Below are 18,848 nucleotides of genomic sequence, written 5' to 3' on the forward strand. Positions count from 1 at the left end.
TTTACTATCTGAGACTTCACATGACTAATATCATTGCGATCGCAGAAGGCATTACAACATTTCGACAGGTTGAAGAAAAATTAGGGTTAACCCTGAGTGATGCCCGTGAGTTTTTTACTGAATGGATGGATGAACAACCTCAATTAACGGAATACGAACAAACTCGTGTTGACCAGATACGTTCTAATTATCTTTATCAAGTCTCAGAAGGGATTCTTCTAGAAGAAACGATTAAGATGGTTGTTCTTTCTCCCGTACTGGAACTTGCTGGCTTCTACCAAGCTCCCTACCGATTTCGGGCAGAAGTACCCGTCGAAATTGAAGCGCTGGGTGATGACGATGAAGTTTTACGAGGTCGGATTGATGCCCTGGTGCTGCAAAATAAGCTGTGGATTGTTCGAATTGAATCAGAGAAAACAACGTTTGATTTGGAATTGGCACTTCCTCAAACCTTAGCTTACATGGCAGCAAATCCAAAGCTCGAACAAGTTCTCTACGGCATGATCACCAACGGAAGCAGCCATTTGTTTGTTAAAACTTCAGGCAAACAATATGGAACCTCTGATGTGTTCTCAACGCGATCGCAGTATCGCAACACACTTGGCGAAGTCTTGAAAATTCTGCGACATCTAGGTCGTTTAGTGGTGAGTTAAATTGCAGGAGAAATTATATGAAAGTCAGAGGCATTAAGCGTGGACAAATTATTGAATTAGTTGAGGCGATCGATATTCCCGATGGCACAGAGGTTTCTGTTGAGATTGACGATCGCCAGTTGTTAACACCTGAGCAACTTCAGAGAAGAATTCAAGAGTTTTTCAACTCACCTAAAGATCAAGCAGATCTCAAAGACTTAGCGACAACAATCGCCAAAATGGAAGCGGAAGAACGAGAAATGCTGGAACTCTACTACGGCAGTCGTGACGAGCTAGCTGATGGCGATCAGCGCCCTTTGACCAGCTTCATTGGATCTGCCAAAGGCAGTTTTGCTACTCCCGAAGACGTTGATCAGTTCATTCGTCAGGAACGTGATGCATGGGAATCTTGACGGCAATTCAAAAGTCTGTCGAATCTCCCTATTGTGATTCTGTCTGAGGTCACTCCGTGATGATTAATTTCCCCAATTGTGCCTAGGCTATGCCCTATCTCCTGCGTAATCACCCCTGGAAAATCAGCTACTCGAACGACGAAAACAATCCCGTCGCGGACTTCTACATTCCTGCGTTGGAATGTGCGATTCAGTACGATCGCAAATCTGGCTTCTTCAACAGCACCATTCTCAGCAAAGTAGCACGAGGACTGGGAGCCATGTTGCAAAACCAGGGACAGATACGGCTAGTTATGGGTTGCCAGTTCAGCCCGGAAGATTTGCAGGCAATCAAGCAGGGATACCAATTGCGAGAGGTACTGACTCAACGACTGGATGCCGATCTTCAGCCACCTAAAAACTTTGCCCAACTCAAACATTTCGAGATTCTCAGTTGGCTAATTCAGAATCAATACCTCGATATTCGCATCGCCATTTCCCTCAAGTCAGACGGGACACCCGAAGAGAGCGAACGCCAACTTGATCCTAACCGTATCTTCCACGAAAAGGTTGGCATCATTACCGACGCAAACGGTGATCAGCTTGCCTTCAGTGGCTCTAATAACGAGTCGATCGGCGGCTGGCAAGCGAACATTGAGTCTTTCCACGTCTATCTCGCTTGGGAAGGTGGGCGAGATCTAGAACGGGTGCAGCTTGAGATTATCCGGTTCGAGAAACTTTGGACGAATCAGATGCCAGGTGTGCGAGTGTTTGAAGTGCCTGAAGCCGTCAAACATAAGCTCCTACGTTACACCCCCTCTACTCAGCCTACTTGGAACCAACAAGTCGAATTTGATACCCGCCCTTTGAAGGACGTGGAGAAGGGGAGCGCAAAGGACACTGAGAGTGAGGAAGAGCAGATCCCCGCGTCTCCGTGTCTCCCTGTCGCCATGTCCTCTGAGGACTGGGAACGGGAGCATTCAGCTTTCGTGAAACTTGCCAACCTTCATCAAGAAGCAGGCTGCCTTGATTTCTCAATCAAATCTATACCCGTCAACCCATGGCCCCATCAACTCAAAATTCTTCGTCGTGTTGCTCAAGACTTTCCTCGTAGCTATCTGATTGCCGATGAGGTTGGTTTAGGAAAGACGATCGAAACTGGGCTAATTCTCCGCTACCTGCTGCTTGCCCAAAAGGTCAAACGAGTATTAGTCTTGGCTCCTGCTAGCGTTCAACCTCAATGGCAAACTGAATTACGAGAGAAATTTAATCTCCATTTCTGGTCGTTGATTCAAGGTGAACTGAAAGATCCTTACGGTTATTCGTCAATCGTCAATCGTCATTTGTCGTTTGCAGATAGCCAAGGTCAAGTGACAAATGACAATATCTGGAATACCCAAAATCTGATTCTTGCATCCAGCCATCTCATTCGTCGCAAAGAGCGGATGCAAGAACTCCTCCAAGCCGAACCTTGGGATCTCATTGTTCTTGATGAAGCCCATCATGCCCGCCGCAAAAGTCCTCAAGCTCGAAAAGACACTCCCAACCGCCTACTCGAACTGATGCGCCAACTGCGGAAAAGAACGAAAGCATTACTGCTCCTCTCCGCCACTCCCATGCAAATTGATTCGATCGAAGTCTTTGATCTACTCAGCCTGTTAGGACTAGAAGGACACTGGCAGTACAGCGACAACTTCTGCAACTACTTTGCTGCCCTGACCGATAAACCCGACCGTTTCATTCTAGAGTTCTGGCAGCAAATGTCTACGGATTATTTTGCTCTTGGTGGTCAAGCCTGTCCTCGATTACAACAGCATTTAGAAAAGAAAGACCGTCTGCTGACCTATCGCCTGCAAGACATTTGGAAAGACGGACGAAAAATCATCAATAGTAAACAGCTACTTGAAGATGAACCGTTTCTCGCAACCTCCCGCCAATACCTGACCACCAACACCCCACTGAAGGACAAAATGTTTCGCCACACCCGCGATACCCTGCGGCAATACTATCGTCGGGGACTGCTAGAGCGCGATATTCCTGTGCGGGAAGTGTGGGACAACGCAATTGTGCTGGAACCCAACCGAGAAGCAACACTTTACCGCGCTGTCAGTGATTACGTTCGTCACTTCTATCGATTGGCACAGAAAGAGAATCGCAAAGCGTTGGGCTTTCTCATGACCCTCTACCGCAAACGCCTGACCAGTTCTTTCTACGCCGTGCAACAATCTTTGCAACGCCGTCTAGATGCGCTACTCACTCAACAAGGGAACGGACTCACCGCTGATGATCTTACGGAACTGGATGATGCAGAGGATGCCGTCATTGAAGGATTAGAGTCTTATCTGGAACCGATTGACCCAAAAGAAATTCAATATCTTGAAGACCTACTGCGTCAGTTTGACAACACCGGAGAAGATACCAAATGTGCCCGCTTCATCACCATGCTACGGCGAGAATTGAACGAACGAGAAAGTGCGATCGTTTTCACCCAATACACCGACACAATGGACTACTTGCGGGACTTTCTCAGTTCTAGTTTCGGTAGCTTAATTGCCTGCTACTCTGGTCGCAGTGGCGAACTGTATCGAAACGGGAAATGGCAGACCGTGCCCAAAGAAGACATCAAACATCGCTTCCGAGAAGGAGACATTAAACTTCTACTATGCACCGAATCTGCCAGTGAAGGCTTAAACTTGCAAACCTGTGGGGTGCTGTTCAACTATGATATGCCCTGGAACCCGATGCGAGTCGAGCAGCGGATCGGACGAATCGATCGAATTGGGCAGCGGTACACTACTGTAAGAATTCATAACTTTTACTACGACGGTACAGTAGAGGCAAAGGTGTACAAGAAACTGCGCGATCGCATCAATGCCTTTGCAACGGTTGTTGGCAACCTGCAACCCATCCTGGCAACAGTGCCAACCTTCCTAGAACGTGCGGTCATGAGCGCTGATCCGCAAGAAGAAGATGTCCTGCTCTCCGAATTTGATCACACTTTAGATACCCCACTCCTTCGTCCTGCCTTGGATGAAATGGTAGTTATGGATGTAGAGGCTGATCTGACCGCAATCAGAGAACCCATTCCTCCTACACCCACAACCCCTGAGGCGATCGAACACCTGTTCACCACTTTGGCTCTGGCGCAAGCCGTTGGAGCAGTCTTTGAGCGACAAAGCTCCAATACTTGGAAACTTATGTACAGGCAGCAAACCTACGCTGTCACCTTTTACCCCGATCGCTTCGATGAGTTTCCCTCACTACGACTCATGAGTTTTGGTGAACCGTTATTTGAAGAATTGCTTCAGCACATCATCTGTTACACACCGACATCAAGCTCTGACCTTCCCTAAAGCCGATCGCCTTCTACCTGGAAAAAATAAACCCAGCAAGGTTCGCATCTGCTCTACTCATTGACATTCACTTATCCAGATCAGCCATGCGGACGAGCAATTCCAGCAATGGCATTTCCAGAACTTCGACTGGCGTGAGATTCAGTTTTGCCAAAGTTTCAGGACTCATGAGCTGCTTCACGGGTTGACGTAAATCGATCGCCCCTCGCCCCAAAGACTCGACTAGTTCGCTAGCCGATAGTCCCTTAGCACCCGTTCCCCGTGCTCCATCCGCAAGTGTCTGAAAGCCTTTCCAACCATCATCGGTAACAGTAATAGCGCGAGTTTTCTTCGGCTGGTCATACGCGAGTGGCCTGCCCTCGTGGGTCAGGTTTGCTAGGGAACGTGGATTCGTTTGGGGTTTCTTCCCTCGACGATCATCCGGATCTTTTTGCTTGGGGGTCATGACATTGCCTATTAGGATGAGCTTTCTACATTAAGCTTCTGTCCTCAGCAGATCAAGCAAGCACTCTATTTTCTATATAGAAAGTCGATAAAGAATTGTGAAATTACTGGTTTTTTAGAAGCAAACCCTTCCCTTTTATCTATTATACACATATAATATAGATAAAGCGATAGATGGATGCCGGAGCCGACAAAGTACGGGGAACCTGCTGTTACCGCAGAACTGGAATCCGGAGCAAGCCGCCCACTTGGGAGAGCCGCTATCAGGTCGATAGGAACTCCGCCAGCCGTCACGAGGAGTGTCAATAGTTTGAACTGCCCTAAAAACGCAAATGCCCTGGACGAGCTACCAACTTCCCCAGGGCAGTTTGCCTGTTCACAACAACACAGGAGGTTGTTATGACCCCATTTGAACTTGATTGTATCAGAGCCGAATCGGAAGCGAAGACCGATGCAGTCTGCCAGGATCTCTACCTAGATGGTTTAACTGATGGGGCAATGGGAGCGAAACCTCAGCGGAACGAGGAGCCTTACGTTCTAGGGTATGCCGAGGGTATCCGCCGTACCAGAGACCAGGGAATCGGTGAGATCCGCTGGAGCAGTCCCTATCAGAAGTTTGCCTTTGGCTTTGTCGATGGCATTGGCAACGGCACCGATGGCGAGAGCAACTACGAGTTTTAGACCTTGAATATTCGATTGCAACGGGGTTAAGAACAGAATCTTAGCCCTTTTTCTTTTATCTCACTACATCTACAAGGACACTCACTATGGCAACGACAACACTTCACGACAACGCTCAACAGAATGGACATCAGCGCCCCGCAACACCCATTCAACCCTCCACCACTGCTCCTTTGCCCCAACGCGATGAGTTTGATTCAGAAGCGTTTGAAGCCCAACGAGAATCCCTGCCCTATCTGCAACTGCTGAATTCTCAAGACCCTGATCAATCTGGATTCTTCATCACCACTGAAAACAAGGAGTTGGTGAATTTCACTCCCACTGAGGAGTGGACACCCCACACAGCCACGTTTCAAAATGGCACGATCGCAGAAGGCTACCGCTCTTTACTGGCGCGGTTTTTGATCCTGCACAAGTCCAAGCTGATGATGTTCGATCGCGATAACAGTGAGTTCATCGGGGTGTACCGCAAGTCTCAATACGATCGCAGCATCATGATTCTCAAGACCCGCTATTTGGTCTATGCCATCAGCAAAGACAAGCGCTTGCTCCATGATTCGCCCCTACTCCTGACGACCAAGGGTTCGTTCTCCGGTAGCTTTGGCGAGACGGTGGAGCAATTCCGCAACGACATGAGCAAAGCCTATGGTGCGGCTACTGGAGCCAAGAAGCCGAGGGGCGATCGGTTTATGGCACTGAGCATTCTCGCCGTTCGAGTCCAGCCCGAACTCAAGGGACAGTCGAAGAAATCCTGGGTCTGTTCTGTGGCGGACTATGGCGTTCCAACCGTTGAGAACTGGAAGTCCTTCTTCATTGGCTACAGACCCGAACTCAAGGAACGGATTCTAACCCAGTTCGATGAGTGGGCTGGTTTTGGCAACCCGGAACGAGAGCTTGAGGCACAAGCCCAGCGGCAACCTTCCCCTCACTCTGCCCAAGCGGAGAGCGATCAGGAGCATGAAGAGAACTTTGACGACTTTGACTACGGCTATCCAGAGGAGATTTAGCGTTTAGCAGCCGTAGTCTATCCCCAGGCTCTCCCGCTTGGGGGTTTCTTGTTCCAAGCAGCTTCAACTAGCGAGTTCAACTACCGCAAACGGCTCTACCGCAATGAAATCTGTTTTCTCTTGAGAGGTTTGACCTATGACATCCACTCCGCTTTTCATCGATCGATCCCACCCATCCGCCAGCTATCAGCAAGCCCTTTGCGATTTTGGCATCGCTGAGCTGATTGAGGCGCTGAGCAACTTCTGTGATCCAGACTTCGATGTGGGACGGATGCATTTGGAGGAGCAGGAACTAGAGCATCTCGCCACCCTCCTCATCCAACAACTCTGTGTCAGTCTCAATGGCAAGATGATGGCTGGCTACCTCAACGTCGTGAGAAATGCGGATGCTTGGACAATCACAGATTTACCCAGGCTGGAGCTAAAACCACTGCAACATCTGCTTGTCCTCCCTAAAAGCTTTCCCCACCAAACCTCAGCCCCCCGATTTCTTGATGGCGACTCGGTGTGCTGGCTATCCTTGCCAAACTGTTCCCAAACCGATCGTGGTATCGTCATTGGACGATTTTTTGCCTTTGCTTCCCATCATGGGCAGTGGGAGTGGAAGTATCTGATTTGGCTCAAAGACACTTCCAGTGGAGTCCTTGCTGATACGGCTTGGGAAGAAGATTTGGAATCACTGGAGGAGGAGAAATACCCATGACTCGTCCTCGTCCCTTGAGCGATCGCGACCTGGCACTAATCAACCTCTATGCCAACTGCCAACTGGGACTTTCTCCTCGTCGCTTCTATGCCAAGCGGGAAGTGAGCCATGAGGCGATCGCCAGCATTTGTTCCCGTTCTCCCTCCACGGTACGTCGCTGGTTTGGCAAAGGCAAACACTACCGTGCCCCAAGTTCTGATGATTTGCGACATCTGGCGCTGATGGACTTTTTATTGGAACACTATGACGAAGTTCCGCCAGACCTATTCGATCGCTTGTGTGGTTCTCCTCAACGTATCCAGCCACAGAATCCAGACTCTTCCAGCACATAAGTCGAATTTTTTCAATTGCCAGTGGCGCTGTCTTTGACAGGTACGCTACCAGTAGGCTGGCAAGTTGTGTTTTCTACAGCTCTATGAACGCTCAACCTTCCCTTTCCACTTGCGCGATCGAGGCTCGTCCTTGGGTGATCGTTTTGATTCAGCCCAATGCCCAGCGCTCAGATCTGGTTCGTTTTCGCAATCGCTCCGATGGCGAAGACCATTTGCGAAAATTGCGGCGATTTATGCCCAAGACTCAATTCGAGCTAGTGTTCGATCCGCCTGCTCAGTCACCCTTGAATTAATTGGAAGAGGTAAGCCAAATGACTCCAGTTTTGATCCGCCTGTGTGCTGCCCTATGGGTTTGCCAAGAAGCCGAGCAGAAGCGACCAGAATTTGTGGATGATTTGACGTGGCTGCGGGAGTTAGATGGCACGATTACTGCCCTCTCGCATGTTCCCGCCCCCAACACCACGATTGTTCTGAAGAGCAACTACGGTGATATTCCGACACGGGTCATCACGGTGCGAACAGAGGCGACCTCTAATGAGTTAACAGGTAGCGTCATGCCTGTTATCTTCGTTATTCCTGAAGATCACCTTTAGGAATCTACCCCTAATCTTCCAGAGTTGTTTGATCGGTCAATCCGAAAGAAGGAACCTGGATATGCGCGATCGCTCCTGCATAATGCTCCTCAATGACCGCTACTGAAGTACCGCACCAATCTGCCACTCGCCTGGATATAATCCCACTTTCCAAACAAAGTGTAATAAATGTGTGCCGACAGTTGTACTGAGGCAAATATTCCTTCACCTTGCCTGCTTCCACCAATTTTTCCACCACGGGTTTCCACACCCGGTTGAGGAAGTTGTGGGTGTCAAGCTCCTTGCCCCTTCTAGCCGGAAATACGAGGGAATTTGGATCGGGATGCTCTGGTCTGACTGCCTCAAAGATAGCTCTTAGCTCCTCATTGATGGGAAAATTGATGGGAAAGTAGCGAGGTGTGTCGGTTTTGGTTGTTTTCCGAATGCGAACATCAGTGGCGACAGCTTCGCAGATGTAGATCTGGTTCTTCTCAACATGCTTCCACTTAAGGGCGATCGCTTCTTCAGGTCTGCAACCCGTATGAAACAGAAATTTGACATAGGGAGCATAGTAGGAATGGGAAATCGGAGAGTATTTCGAGCAGTAAGTGTTATGTTCAAACGCTGAAATAATTGCCGCTACACACTCTTTGGAAAACGGTTTGCGAGACACTTTGCTCGCCTTTTTCGTCTTCACTTCCTGAGCCAGTTCTTTGAATGGATTCTCGGAGATCAGTTTTTTTCGGATTGCCCAGTTGCAACAAGCACTAAGCTGCTTCAGGGTTCGCTTGGCTGTTTCTGCGGCAAACTCACTCAGCAAGTGAGCTTGAATGGCAATGGCATCCTCTAAATAGGGCTTGGGGAACTTCCGGATGCGTTTTTCAATCTTGCCGTAGTCTCTAATAATTGTTGTCTCTTCCAAATGCGCCTGCTGAAACTGGGTGTATTTCTCCCACAGGTCAAGCAGTGATGTTTTGGGGACGGGAAGCGGTGCAGCAGTGTTGGCAACACTCAAGGCATTTTGAGGCTTGTACTTCTCCAGGGTTGGATCAAAGCGCTCATAAATGATGTCTGACTCAATAAGCTTGGCTTTTGCCTCTGCCACTTTCCGATTAACTTGAGTGTCTGCCAAGCCGAGTGTTAAATAATAACGCCTACCCCCGTAATGAAACCGAAGTTGTAACCGATCGTGGGTGGAAATGACAGAAACCATTCCCTTGCTTTGGCGTTTCCTGGGTTGCATAATAGCGCCTCCGAAGTAGTCGGGTTATTAGCAATCTACAAAGTCCATTTGCAATTTCAGGCTGGGTTACCATCATAGTAGTTCATCTGTACTGATTTTTTCCACCAAACTTCCACCACTTTTTACCCCAAACTCCACCGTTTTACCCTAAAAAAATTTCAGGAGGTCTTGGAATGACCTCCTGAAATGCCTTTCAGAACTTGATTTGGTTGATGGCTCAGGCGGGATTTGAACCTGCGACCTTGGGCTTATGAGTCCCCTGCTCTAACCACTGAGCTACTGAGCCAAAAGTTTTAATGTGTACTTATGCCATAATTAATTGTAACTAAAAGTTTAACTAAATACAAGCTTCACTTGAGCAAATCAGCTATTCTCATTTTCAGGCACCAAGGAAATCACCTGAGCCTGCACAAGTTCTTCAAGGTTGCAACTGACAGTAAAGATTGGTATTGCGTCAATGATTATTCCACCGTGACTGACTTCGCCAAATTGCGCGGCTGATCCACATCTAAGCCCCGATGGGCAGCAATGTGATAGGACAGTAACTGTAACGGCACAACCGCTAGGATTGGAGACAATAATTCTTCTACATCCGGCACAGTCAATACATCATCAAAAATTTCAGTTGCGTGTGGATCATTGACGGGTGTAACTCCAATTAGGCGAGCGTCACGGGCTTTGGCTTCTTGGGCGTTGGAGAGTACTTTTTCATACACGCTGCCAGGCATTGCGATCGCCACCACCGGAACTTTTTCATCTAATAGAGCGATCGGCCCATGCTTCATTTCACCAGCCGGATAGCCTTCCGCATGAATGTAGCTGATCTCTTTGAGTTTTAATGCTCCTTCAAGTGCAATAGGAAAGTTGATACCACGTCCTATAAAAATGAAATCTTGAGTTTCTGAAAATTCGTGTGCCAATTCCTCAATTTGTTTCTCTTGAGTTTCCAGAATAGCTTCAATCTGTCCTGGTAATTGTCGCAATTGCAGAATGATCTGTTCCAATCGATCGATCGACAAGGTTTGCCGTCGATAGGCTAAATCAAGCGCCAAGCCGTAAAACGCCATCAATTGAGCAGTAAATGATTTGGTCGCTGCCACGCCAATTTCAATTCCTGCATGCATATCAATTGCATAATCTACCAAACGAGCTAATGTGCTTTGCATACGGTTGGTAATGCCTAGCAAACGTGGTTGAAACCGATCGTCCAAATCGGCACGACGCTGTTTTTCCATATTCAAAGCAGAAATGGTATCAGCGGTTTCTCCCGATTGCGTTACACCAATGGTTAGGGTATTCGGTGTTAAGGGCGGCGGCGCATAGCGAAACTCTGAAGCATATTGGACTTGAGCGGGGATTCCAGCTAATTGTTCAATCAAGTATTTGCCAATTAAACTGGCGTGCCAACTAGTCCCGCAAGCAATAATTTGCACCTGTTCCAAATTGGTATAGAGTCCGACAGGTAAGCCCAGGTTAATGGGATTTGTCGATCGATCGGTCACCCAATCAAGATTGAGGTAATGATCCAAGCATGTTCGTACTACGCCCGGTTGCTCATAAATTTCCTTCAACATGAAGTGGCGGAATCCATGCTTTTCGGTGGCAGTTGAAACACCGCTAAGCAGATAGGGATGTTTGCGTAGGCGCGTTCCCTCAAAGTCATAGACCGATACACCCAGCGGCGTCAGCGTGGCCATTTCGCCGGTTTCCAGCGTCACTACCGCTTGCGTGTGCGGCAGAATTGCCGGAATATCCGAAGCGCAGAAAAACTCTCCTTGCCCAAAGCCAATCACCAACGGGGCCGACTCCTGTCGGGCAATCACAATTTCATCGGGATAGTCTGTACAAATGAGAGCAACCGCAAACGAACCTTCCAGTTGATGTACTGCACGGCGCACCGCTTCTGTGAACGGAGAAAGATACTGCTCCAATTCACAATTGGCTTGCATTTGGTCAAGTTGATTAGCAACTAAGTTGGGAATGACTTCGGTATCTGTTTCGGTAACAAATTCATAACCTTTTTGCTTCAAATCTTCCCGCAATTCTCGGTAGTTTTCTATGATGCCGTTTTGTACGACCGCCACTCGTCTAGACATATCGAGGTGTGGGTGCGCATTGTGTTCTTCAGGCTTCCCGTGTGTAGCCCAGCGCGTATGCCCAATACCAATCCAACCGGGATAATCATGTCCTACTAGTTTAGTTTGCAGATTGTGCAGTTTTCCCTTCGCCCGCACACAGTCAATTTTCCCCTCAAACAGTGTGGCAATTCCGGCCGAGTCGTAGCCTCGGTATTCCAGCTTCCGTAGCCCCTCCAAGAGAATTCCGCTAGCTGGCTGTGTTCCGATGTAGCCGACAATTCCACACATAGGGGCAATACCTCCACTCAGGACTGAAATTGAGACCGAAATTGACTGACCCTTATTCTAGTCCCTGATCGTTTTGAAAACCATGTCACGGCAAACCGATTGTATCCCGATCGACCTCCGTTCGTTCTTATCCCTTCATCACTCACCACGTGGGACTCACTGCACTCTGGACATTGGTTGACTGGAAAATCTTTTCCGGCGTTGCTGAATTCAAGTCGGATTTGCCTTCATCCCCGTATTTCTTCTCCTACACGAGGCGAAGGGACTTCAACTCCAAACCCCGATCGAAAGCCCCTTGTCTGCTCTGGACGGGATCGAAATGAGGGCAGTTTGAGGGTTGTTAGTCAATCAACTCCAGGACTTGATTTTCAATCTACTGTAATTTCTCATAAGCAATTACATGAGATGGTGAAGCATTCGATACCATAGGAAAGCAAATTTGAATGTTTGTTCATGCCAGTTGGACATAAAGATCGTAAAATCGCAGCCCTGCTTGCTCTCATCAGTACCATTCCGCCGTTGCCTTCCGGACTGCACAAGTTCTACCTAGGGCAAATGCGTTGGGGCGTTGTCTACTTGCTGCTGTCTTGGACTCCTGTCCCCAAGATAGCTAGTGCGCTAGAGGCATTCTGGTATTTATTTCAAGATCCAGAGGAATTCGATCGTTACTTTAATTCCAACTTACAATCGATGGACACCATTGATGTAGCGGCTGTGTCAGCACAGTCAGTTACCACGGTGGTTCCTGCTCACGTGAATGCGGTAGCTGAGGCTCTACGCCAACTCGAGCAACTGCGCCAAGATGGACTGATGTCTGAATATGAGTTCGAGCAGAAGCGCCGGCAACTACTCGATCGACTGTAAGAAAGGATGAAGGATGAAGGACAAAGGATTTCTGGGGCGATGGCGTCCATCTCGATCGCGGCGATTGACTGATCCCTACTATCGGTTTCAATCGCTAGAGGAAGTGCAGATCGCAGCTAAGCAAGGCGTGCGAATTGATGTCAATCAGGCGAGCGTGGACGATTGGTTGCGCTTACCAGGGCTATCGATTCATCAGGCTCGAACGTTGGTCGAATTAGCGCGATCGGGGGTAGCATTTCACTGTACCGATGATGTAGCCGCGGCGCTGAGTGTGCCAGTTCAGTCATTGCGCCCATTGGAACCGATTCTGCAATTTTGCTACTACGATGCGGAGAGTGTGAGCACCTTTCAGACGGTGAATCCCAATACCGCTTCGATTGAACTGCTGCTCCAGGTTCCGGCGATCGATTTGTCTTTAGCCCAGGCAATTGTGCAAAATCGGCAGCAACAAGGAGCCTATCGATCGCTGTCGCAATTCCAACAGCGTCTTGGACTAGCGGGGACACTCACCGCAGAAATAATGCATTATCTTCGGTTTTAAGGGGTCCAAGGCGATTGAGTGGAAAAAAGCGAAACACGGCTCGACCGATGATATTTTCTCGAGGCAAAAAGCCCCAAACATGAGAATCGTTACTATTGTTGCGGTTGTCTCCCATGACAAAATACTGCTGGGCTGGCACGCGAACTGCTGGCATGTCATAAGCCGGAGGCTCTGCTACATATGGCTCGACTAGGGGGTGCCCATTCAAATACACACATCCAGTTTGAATTTGCACGACATCGCCCGGTGTTCCAATAATGCGCTTAATAAAGGCCTTGTCGGGAGCATAACCAAATTCTTGCAATTGCAGCGGTGGATCGAAAACAACAATGTCACCGGTTTGAGGCGATCGCAGGTAATAGCTTACCTTCTCCACCACCAACCGATCGCCAATTTCCAGCGTTGGCACCATCGAATCAGAGGGAATGTAGCGCGGCTCGGCAATAAACAGCCGCAGAATTACAGCCAATACCAAGGCGATCGCTAGAATTTGCAGGTTCTCGCGCTGCGGTTTAGACAATCGCGACCACCAACGACCCGGCAACCTTGACTCAGCTTTAGCCTGATCGGGGGAAGAACCCGAAGGATTAGTCAATGAAGGCAATTCAGTGGATTGCTGGGTGCCTAAATCTGGTTGTTCAGAAGCCATAGCTGCGCGAAATGTGAACCATGATGAACGGACAAATACTGTTCCCTGCTGATCTTGCCATGAGACGGCGAAATTGGCGATCGACTTAGGGCGCGTCATTAATTGAAATGAGACCTTTGAGAAGTCAGAGTTATCGCGCCCAGTCTAACAAACCAAGCTAGGGACCCCCTTAACTAGCCATTGGGGTTCTAGCTTGAATTGATGGTAGCCCCTAGTAGCCTTCCGGAAAGCGTGACAGTGCGTTTGGTCTTTCTAGAATAGTTGTATTCAATTTAGCGTGGAGCAAATGTCCTATGATGACTAATTCAGACGCTTGGTATGTGGTGAAGCAACCAGACGGGCACTGTGAGATCGTGCGATTGGATGCAGGTCAAGCGCTTTCCGCGGCTGCCCAATCAGATCAGCCGGAGCAAACCGAACCAGAACACTGGGGCCCGTTTGATTCTCAAGGACAAGCGATCGCCCGTCGAGTGGGTCTGATTCGCGCGGGCAAATGTCAACCACTTTAGGAGTCTATCAGGTTGGAAAGTGCTGAGAAGCAAACTCTAAGCAATGAACGATGGCTCAATTCTTAGATGATTCCACTCAGCACTCTCTCAATTGACAATTGATAAATAAGTAGCGGAACTATTGAGAGGCCTGTCTGCGGTTCTGCTGCCCAGCAATCAACTGATCTAGTTCTTGCAAGGCACGAATGTATTGCAGATCTTCATCGGTCCCAATTTCATTGTTCACTCCAAACAGGTTTTGCCGCTGTTCATCTGTGAGTTCGACGGCAATATCCGGTGAAATGCCCTGATGGTTAATATCTGTACCGTTTGGCGTCAAATACTTCGCCACCGTTACGGCTAAACCCGAACCATCATTCAAACCACGCACAGACTGCACAAGTCCTTTGCCAAAGGTTTGGCTACCCACCAGTACAGCACGGCCGTTATCTTGCAAAGCACCGGAGAGAATCTCGCTGGCGCTGGCCGAGCCGCCATCGATGAGCACCACTAATGGCTTATCGGTCAGGGCTGTACCATTGGCAGTTTCCTGCTCAGACACTCCCTGGCGATCGACTGTAGAGACAATTACGCCCTCATTTAACCACATCCGCGCAATGTCAATGCTGGCATAGAGCAATCCACCCGGATTAATCCGCAGGTCTAGCACATAGCCATCCACCGCTTGTGACTCTAAATCTTGAATTGCTTCCCGCATTTCATCCGCTGCATTGGCGCTGAATTGACTAAGGCGAATGTAACCAACTCTAGTGCCGTCTGCTTCAGTTTGCAGAGAGTACCGCACCGGATGCAGTTCAATCAAGGCACGCTTCAAGGTATAGTCCAACTCTTGATTGCCACGCCGAATGGTAATATTGACCTCTGTGCCCACCGGACCGCGAATTAGCCCTACTGCCGTATTAGTATCCATGCCTTCGGTGCTTTGACCGTCGATCTTGATAATGACATCGCGAGCTAAAATGCCAGCTTCAAAGGCAGGAGTATCTTCAATTGGAGACACCACCACGAGTTCCTTAGTCTCTTCATCTTGGGCCAATTGAATGCCTACCCCCGTCAACTCGCCCGATGTATCAATCTGCATGTTGCGGAACTCTTGTGGGTCCATGAAGCGGGTGTAGGGATCGTCCAAGCGTTCCAGCATCTCGCGAATCGCATCATAGGCCTGTTCGCGGCTACTATAAGCCCGTCCAAGATATTCCTGCCGTACGGCCCTCCAATCCACTTGATTAAACGAGCCATCAACGTAGTTGCGATCGATTAACTGCCAAACCTCGTCGATTAATTCTTTGGGACTCTCTTGAAAAAAGGCTTGTCCTTGAGAAGAATGCAAGCCTACACCAGTCACAGCAACCGCAGTAACAGCGACCGCAGTTGCGCCTAAAACGAGTCCACGCTTTGTCATACTCATAGTTCGCTTGAATCAGAGTGGAGGAAATAAATTACAAGGCAGGTACGCCCAATCTAACACAGGCTACAGGAAACAACCGTTAAATTCGACGTAACAAACAGCCGAGAGAGCATCAGAACCCTTGAACGAATCCTTGCCATGCCTAAGGATCAACCCAACGTCCATCTGCCTTAATTAAATTGATCAACTCCTCAACTCCCCTATCTTCGGGAACCTTTTTGATTTCTTCGCGCCCCCGATACAGCGCGATGTAGCCCGCTTGCTTGCCCACATAGCCATAGTCGGCGTCGGCCATCTCGCCTGGGCCATTCACAATACACCCCATAACCGCAATATTCAACCCCGTAAGGTGGTTTGTGGCGGCCCGAACCTGATGTAAAACTTCTTCCAAGTTAAACAGCGTTCGACCGCAAGATGGACAAGCCACATATTCCACCATTGTGCGTCGAAGTCCTAGAGCTTGCAAGATGCTATAGCAAACTGGGATTTCTTTTTCAGGGGCTTCGGTCAGTGAAACGCGAATCGTATCACCGATGCCTTCTGCCAGTAATGTGCCAATCCCGGCTGTAGATTTGATGCGGCCATATTCTCCATCTCCTGCTTCTGTTACTCCTAGATGCAGCGGATAATTCATACCCAGTTCATCCATGCGCTGCACCATCAGGCGGTTGGCAGAGATCATCACAGGTACATTGGACGCTTTCAAGGAAATTTCTAAGTTATAAAAATTCAGCGATTCGCAGATACGAATAAATTCCAGCGCCGACTCTACCATGCCTTCAGGCGTGTCTCCGTAGGTAAACAGCATCCGTTCAGCCAGCGAACCGTGGTTAACGCCAATACGCATCGATTTATTTTGATCTCGCAGAGACACGACCAACGGTTCTAGAGTTTCGCGAATGCGATCGCCAATTTCATCAAATTCCGCCTGGGTATATTCCGTGCGATCGAGCTTGGGCTTCTCAAACACATAGAGACCCGGATTAATTCGCACATTATCAACATGTTTGGCTGCTTCTAGCGCAATTTTCAGACCATTATGGTGAACATCTGCCACCAGGGGAACAGGCTGATATGTAGTGAATACACGGTGGCGAATTTCTTCCATGGCCTTAGCATGGGCCATGCTGGGCACTGTCACCCGCACAATTTCACAGCCAATCTCATGCAATCGCCGAATCGCTGCCACTGACGCATCAATATCCAGCGTATCTTCATTGATCATTGACTGGACCGCTACCGGATGACCACCGCCGATCGTAATGCTGCCGACAGGAACGGGGCGCGTTTGGCGACGTTGAATTTTGCCGTCGGTAGCGAGGCAAATAGAGGAAACTTTCGTTGTAACAGGAGTCGGAAGAGTCTGCATACCCTATCAAATGAGTGGTGCGATATAAAACACGAAACCGGAAACCAAGGGAATCAAGTCGCTACGATTGAGCGGTTGAGTCTTAAATACAAGAGCGAAAACAGGATTGATGAAACGAACAAATAACTGAGGTAATTGCCACAGTTTTCAGCGTCCATCGCTGCCTTTCTACGACCATCATGGCAAAAATTAGCCATTTTATTAAATCTTTTATCCAGGTACCCTGCTTATGTTCCAGAGTGCCACAGAAGCGGGATCATGGAACGAGAACCTAGAACACAAACTTTGTTGAGAATTAAGAAGAACTTTCCTGGGCAACTTTTCCTGTCAATTCCTCAGCTTCCTGCTCCCAACCCTTGGTGCTCAATTCCCCTTGCCCCCCAAATTTTGTTTTTGCAAAATTCGGATACGCCTGTACCATAATGTCATGGCAATCATATCCTCGAAACAACCGCCAGAACCAAACCCACCGAAGCAAGCGGCTGCCCTGTCTAAACAGGGGCGGAAAGCCCGTCGTGGAACAGAACCCGGCTTGCTCGAATCGGCTGCCACGTTAGAGGAAACTAACAAACAAGAAGAGACGCTACGACCGCAGCGATTAGCAGAATATATTGGGCAAAAAGCCCTCAAAGAAGTCCTAGATATTGCTATTCAAGCTGCCAAGTTTCGCAATGAGACGCTGGATCATCTACTACTTTATGGCCCACCAGGGCTAGGCAAAACGACGATGGCACTCGTTCTGGCTACAGAAATGGGGGTGAATTGCAAAATCACAACTGCTCCAGCCCTAGAGCGTCCGAGAGACATCTTGGGCTTGCTAATCAGCTTACAGCCAGGCGATCTGTTGTTCATTGATGAAATTCACCGCTTGCCTCGCGTTACCGAAGAAATTTTGTATCCAGCAATGGAAGATTATCGGCTGGATATTCCCACTGGAAAAGGACAAGCTGCCCGTACATGCAGCATTCCGTTGCAGCGATTTACGCTAGTGGGGGCAACGACTCGCGTGGGGGCATTAACTTCGCCGTTGCGCGATCGCTTTGGCATTATTCAACGCTTACGGTTTTACGAACTCGATGAACTGACGCAGATTGTCTTGCGCACCGCTGCTATTTTGACCACTGACATTACCGAAGCAGGAGCCGCTGAAATTGCCCGTCGTGCTCGAGGAACACCGCGCATTGCGAACCGCTTGTTGCGACGAGTGCGAGATTACGTAGCAGTCAAAGCTGGCGGAGTCACCATCACCGAGTCGATCGCGGCCGAAGCCCTGGAACTGTTCAGTGTTGATCCTTGCGGGTTAGACTGGACCGATCGTCGCCTATTGGGAGTAATGATTGAAAATTTTGGTGGTCGTCCGGTGGGGCTGGAAACCTTAGCCGCCGCCACTGGAGAAGACGCCCAAACCATTGAAGAAGTGTATGAACCCTATTTGCTGCAAATTGGCTATCTCCAGCGAACTCCCCGTGGACGAATTCCCACCCCCGCCGCATGGAAGCACTTGGGCTATGGCGATCCCCCTGACAGCCAGTTATCGTTGTTACGATAGTGACTGATAGATGGAATAGGGACTGAATAGGGACTGAATAGGGACTGAGCAAGCTAACCCTACTAGGGACTGTGTTCTAACAGCACCTTTGAGTCACTACAGCAAGTCCTAGCGAATGATGCGGGTTAGCACTAGATAGGCAGCAATGAAGGTGGCAGAAAATTCTGAATCTGCTCAGCCAGCACACCAAGCAACCTCGCTTAGCATGAGGCCATGTATGTAACGACAAGATTA

At 48.9% G+C, this 18,848-nt stretch carries 19 protein-coding genes and 1 tRNA gene; 13 read left to right on the forward strand and 7 right to left on the reverse strand.

Translation table 11 applies throughout. The features are described 5' to 3' along the window. The first annotated feature begins 20 nt into the window (after positions 1-20). The 3 genes from OXH18_RS04235 (at position 21) to OXH18_RS04245 (ending at position 4,377) form a co-directional block, all read left to right on the forward strand. Positions 21-653 carry a PD-(D/E)XK nuclease family protein gene (locus tag OXH18_RS04235; protein ID WP_268611173.1) on the forward strand — a complete coding sequence of 211 codons (633 nt, stop codon included), beginning with the start codon at positions 21-23 and terminating at the stop codon, positions 651-653. Positions 654-670: 17 nt separating this feature from the next. Next, on the forward strand, positions 671-1,045 hold the full coding sequence (locus OXH18_RS04240) for a hypothetical protein (RefSeq protein ID WP_268611174.1): 375 nt from the start codon (positions 671-673) through the stop codon (positions 1,043-1,045). A gap of 89 nt (positions 1,046-1,134) precedes the next feature. Continuing rightward, the gene (locus tag OXH18_RS04245) at positions 1,135-4,377 is read left to right on the forward strand and encodes a helicase-related protein (RefSeq protein WP_268611175.1); all 3,243 of its coding nucleotides are present in this window, start codon (positions 1,135-1,137) and stop codon (positions 4,375-4,377) included. A 67-nt stretch (positions 4,378-4,444) separates the two neighbouring features. Here the strand turns inward: OXH18_RS04245 and OXH18_RS04250 are convergent, their stop codons facing one another. Continuing rightward, the gene (locus OXH18_RS04250) at positions 4,445-4,822 is read right to left on the reverse strand and encodes a hypothetical protein (RefSeq protein WP_268611176.1); all 378 of its coding nucleotides are present in this window, start codon (positions 4,820-4,822) and stop codon (positions 4,445-4,447) included. A gap of 398 nt (positions 4,823-5,220) precedes the next feature. Between OXH18_RS04250 and OXH18_RS04255 the strand changes: the two genes are divergently transcribed. The 6 genes from OXH18_RS04255 to OXH18_RS04280 all read left to right on the forward strand — a co-directional run bounded on the left by OXH18_RS04255 (position 5,221) and on the right by OXH18_RS04280 (position 8,137). After that, the gene (locus tag OXH18_RS04255; RefSeq protein ID WP_268611177.1) at positions 5,221-5,502 is read left to right on the forward strand and encodes a hypothetical protein; all 282 of its coding nucleotides are present in this window, start codon (positions 5,221-5,223) and stop codon (positions 5,500-5,502) included. Between the two features lie 86 nt (positions 5,503-5,588). Next, complete coding sequence (locus OXH18_RS04260) at positions 5,589-6,509, forward strand: DUF5895 domain-containing protein (protein WP_268611178.1); 921 nt, start codon at positions 5,589-5,591, stop codon at positions 6,507-6,509. Between the two features lie 136 nt (positions 6,510-6,645). Beyond that, a complete protein-coding gene (locus OXH18_RS04265; protein ID WP_268611179.1) occupies positions 6,646-7,212 on the forward strand; it encodes a hypothetical protein in 567 nt (188 codons plus the stop codon). Next, positions 7,209-7,544: a helix-turn-helix domain-containing protein gene (locus OXH18_RS04270; RefSeq protein ID WP_268611180.1), complete on the forward strand. Its 336-nt coding sequence runs from the start codon at positions 7,209-7,211 to the stop codon at positions 7,542-7,544. The genes OXH18_RS04265 and OXH18_RS04270 overlap by 4 nt, the downstream gene beginning before the upstream one ends. Positions 7,545-7,627: 83 nt before the next feature. Then, positions 7,628-7,837 carry a hypothetical protein gene (locus tag OXH18_RS04275; protein ID WP_268611181.1) on the forward strand — a complete coding sequence of 70 codons (210 nt, stop codon included), beginning with the start codon at positions 7,628-7,630 and terminating at the stop codon, positions 7,835-7,837. A gap of 18 nt (positions 7,838-7,855) precedes the next feature. Beyond that, positions 7,856-8,137 carry a hypothetical protein gene (locus OXH18_RS04280; protein WP_268611182.1) on the forward strand — a complete coding sequence of 94 codons (282 nt, stop codon included), beginning with the start codon at positions 7,856-7,858 and terminating at the stop codon, positions 8,135-8,137. 10 nt (positions 8,138-8,147) lie between these two features. Here OXH18_RS04280 and OXH18_RS04285 read toward each other — a convergent pair whose 3' ends face one another. The 3 genes from OXH18_RS04285 to glmS all read right to left on the reverse strand — a co-directional run bounded on the left by OXH18_RS04285 (position 8,148) and on the right by glmS (position 11,725). After that, on the reverse strand, positions 8,148-9,359 hold the full coding sequence (locus tag OXH18_RS04285; RefSeq protein WP_268611183.1) for an Arm DNA-binding domain-containing protein: 1,212 nt from the start codon (positions 9,357-9,359) through the stop codon (positions 8,148-8,150). 213 nt (positions 9,360-9,572) lie between these two features. After that, positions 9,573-9,645 (reverse strand) — tRNA-Met (locus tag OXH18_RS04290). Positions 9,646-9,820: 175 nt separating this feature from the next. Continuing rightward, positions 9,821-11,725 (reverse strand): glutamine--fructose-6-phosphate transaminase (isomerizing), encoded by a 1,905-nt coding sequence (gene glmS, locus OXH18_RS04295; RefSeq protein ID WP_268611184.1) that lies wholly within the window; start codon positions 11,723-11,725, stop codon positions 9,821-9,823. Positions 11,726-12,178: 453 nt separating this feature from the next. Between glmS and OXH18_RS04300 the strand changes: the two genes are divergently transcribed. Next, positions 12,179-12,589: an SHOCT domain-containing protein gene (locus tag OXH18_RS04300; protein ID WP_268611185.1), complete on the forward strand. Its 411-nt coding sequence runs from the start codon at positions 12,179-12,181 to the stop codon at positions 12,587-12,589. A gap of 13 nt (positions 12,590-12,602) precedes the next feature. Continuing rightward, positions 12,603-13,130 carry a ComEA family DNA-binding protein gene (locus OXH18_RS04305; protein ID WP_268611186.1) on the forward strand — a complete coding sequence of 176 codons (528 nt, stop codon included), beginning with the start codon at positions 12,603-12,605 and terminating at the stop codon, positions 13,128-13,130. On the opposite strand, the gene lepB is transcribed toward OXH18_RS04305, so the two are convergent. Next, entirely contained in the window at positions 13,096-13,779 is a 684-nt protein-coding gene (gene lepB, locus OXH18_RS04310; protein ID WP_268611187.1) for a signal peptidase I, read from the reverse strand. The two genes, OXH18_RS04305 and lepB, sit on opposite strands and share 35 nt — an antisense overlap. Before the next feature lie 296 nt (positions 13,780-14,075). On the opposite strand from lepB, the gene OXH18_RS04315 reads away from it, so the two are divergent. Further along, a complete protein-coding gene (locus OXH18_RS04315; RefSeq protein WP_315874670.1) occupies positions 14,076-14,288 on the forward strand; it encodes a DDE transposase family protein in 213 nt (70 codons plus the stop codon). A gap of 118 nt (positions 14,289-14,406) precedes the next feature. Here OXH18_RS04315 and ctpC read toward each other — a convergent pair whose 3' ends face one another. Beyond that, positions 14,407-15,696, reverse strand: a complete 1,290-nt coding sequence (gene ctpC / locus OXH18_RS04320; protein WP_268611189.1) for a carboxyl-terminal processing protease CtpC — start codon at positions 15,694-15,696, stop codon at positions 14,407-14,409. 142 nt (positions 15,697-15,838) lie between these two features. Then, a complete protein-coding gene (gene ispG, locus OXH18_RS04325; protein ID WP_268611190.1) occupies positions 15,839-17,065 on the reverse strand; it encodes a (E)-4-hydroxy-3-methylbut-2-enyl-diphosphate synthase in 1,227 nt (408 codons plus the stop codon). A 427-nt stretch (positions 17,066-17,492) separates the two neighbouring features. On the opposite strand from ispG, the gene ruvB reads away from it, so the two are divergent. Next, positions 17,493-18,614: a Holliday junction branch migration DNA helicase RuvB gene (gene ruvB / locus OXH18_RS04330; RefSeq protein ID WP_268611191.1), complete on the forward strand. Its 1,122-nt coding sequence runs from the start codon at positions 17,493-17,495 to the stop codon at positions 18,612-18,614. The last annotated feature ends 234 nt before the right edge of the window (positions 18,615-18,848 follow it).

It is taken from the genome of Thermocoleostomius sinensis A174 (assembly GCF_026802175.1).
GTDB classification, from domain to species: Bacteria; Cyanobacteriota; Cyanobacteriia; order Elainellales; family Elainellaceae; genus Thermocoleostomius; species Thermocoleostomius sinensis.

Excerpts from the sequence above, each read along its gene's own strand:
- OXH18_RS04235 (WP_268611173.1), top strand. The coding sequence starts at position 21 with ATGACTAATATCATTGCGATCGCAGAAGGCATTACAACATTTCGACAG.
- OXH18_RS04240 (WP_268611174.1), top strand. The coding sequence starts at position 671 with ATGAAAGTCAGAGGCATTAAGCGTGGACAAATTATTGAATTAGTTGAG.
- OXH18_RS04245 (WP_268611175.1), top strand. The coding sequence starts at position 1,135 with ATGCCCTATCTCCTGCGTAATCACCCCTGGAAAATCAGCTACTCGAAC.
- OXH18_RS04250 (WP_268611176.1), bottom strand. The coding sequence starts at position 4,822 with ATGACCCCCAAGCAAAAAGATCCGGATGATCGTCGAGGGAAGAAACCC.
- OXH18_RS04255 (WP_268611177.1), top strand. The coding sequence starts at position 5,221 with ATGACCCCATTTGAACTTGATTGTATCAGAGCCGAATCGGAAGCGAAG.
- OXH18_RS04260 (WP_268611178.1), top strand. The coding sequence starts at position 5,589 with ATGGCAACGACAACACTTCACGACAACGCTCAACAGAATGGACATCAG.
- OXH18_RS04265 (WP_268611179.1), top strand. The coding sequence starts at position 6,646 with ATGACATCCACTCCGCTTTTCATCGATCGATCCCACCCATCCGCCAGC.
- OXH18_RS04270 (WP_268611180.1), top strand. The coding sequence starts at position 7,209 with ATGACTCGTCCTCGTCCCTTGAGCGATCGCGACCTGGCACTAATCAAC.
- OXH18_RS04275 (WP_268611181.1), top strand. The coding sequence starts at position 7,628 with ATGAACGCTCAACCTTCCCTTTCCACTTGCGCGATCGAGGCTCGTCCT.
- OXH18_RS04280 (WP_268611182.1), top strand. The coding sequence starts at position 7,856 with ATGACTCCAGTTTTGATCCGCCTGTGTGCTGCCCTATGGGTTTGCCAA.
- OXH18_RS04285 (WP_268611183.1), bottom strand. The coding sequence starts at position 9,359 with ATGCAACCCAGGAAACGCCAAAGCAAGGGAATGGTTTCTGTCATTTCC.
- glmS (WP_268611184.1), bottom strand. The coding sequence starts at position 11,725 with ATGTGTGGAATTGTCGGCTACATCGGAACACAGCCAGCTAGCGGAATT.
- OXH18_RS04300 (WP_268611185.1), top strand. The coding sequence starts at position 12,179 with ATGCCAGTTGGACATAAAGATCGTAAAATCGCAGCCCTGCTTGCTCTC.
- OXH18_RS04305 (WP_268611186.1), top strand. The coding sequence starts at position 12,603 with ATGAAGGACAAAGGATTTCTGGGGCGATGGCGTCCATCTCGATCGCGG.
- lepB (WP_268611187.1), bottom strand. The coding sequence starts at position 13,779 with ATGGCTTCTGAACAACCAGATTTAGGCACCCAGCAATCCACTGAATTG.
- OXH18_RS04315 (WP_315874670.1), top strand. The coding sequence starts at position 14,076 with ATGACTAATTCAGACGCTTGGTATGTGGTGAAGCAACCAGACGGGCAC.
- ctpC (WP_268611189.1), bottom strand. The coding sequence starts at position 15,696 with ATGAGTATGACAAAGCGTGGACTCGTTTTAGGCGCAACTGCGGTCGCT.
- ispG (WP_268611190.1), bottom strand. The coding sequence starts at position 17,065 with ATGCAGACTCTTCCGACTCCTGTTACAACGAAAGTTTCCTCTATTTGC.
- ruvB (WP_268611191.1), top strand. The coding sequence starts at position 17,493 with ATGGCAATCATATCCTCGAAACAACCGCCAGAACCAAACCCACCGAAG.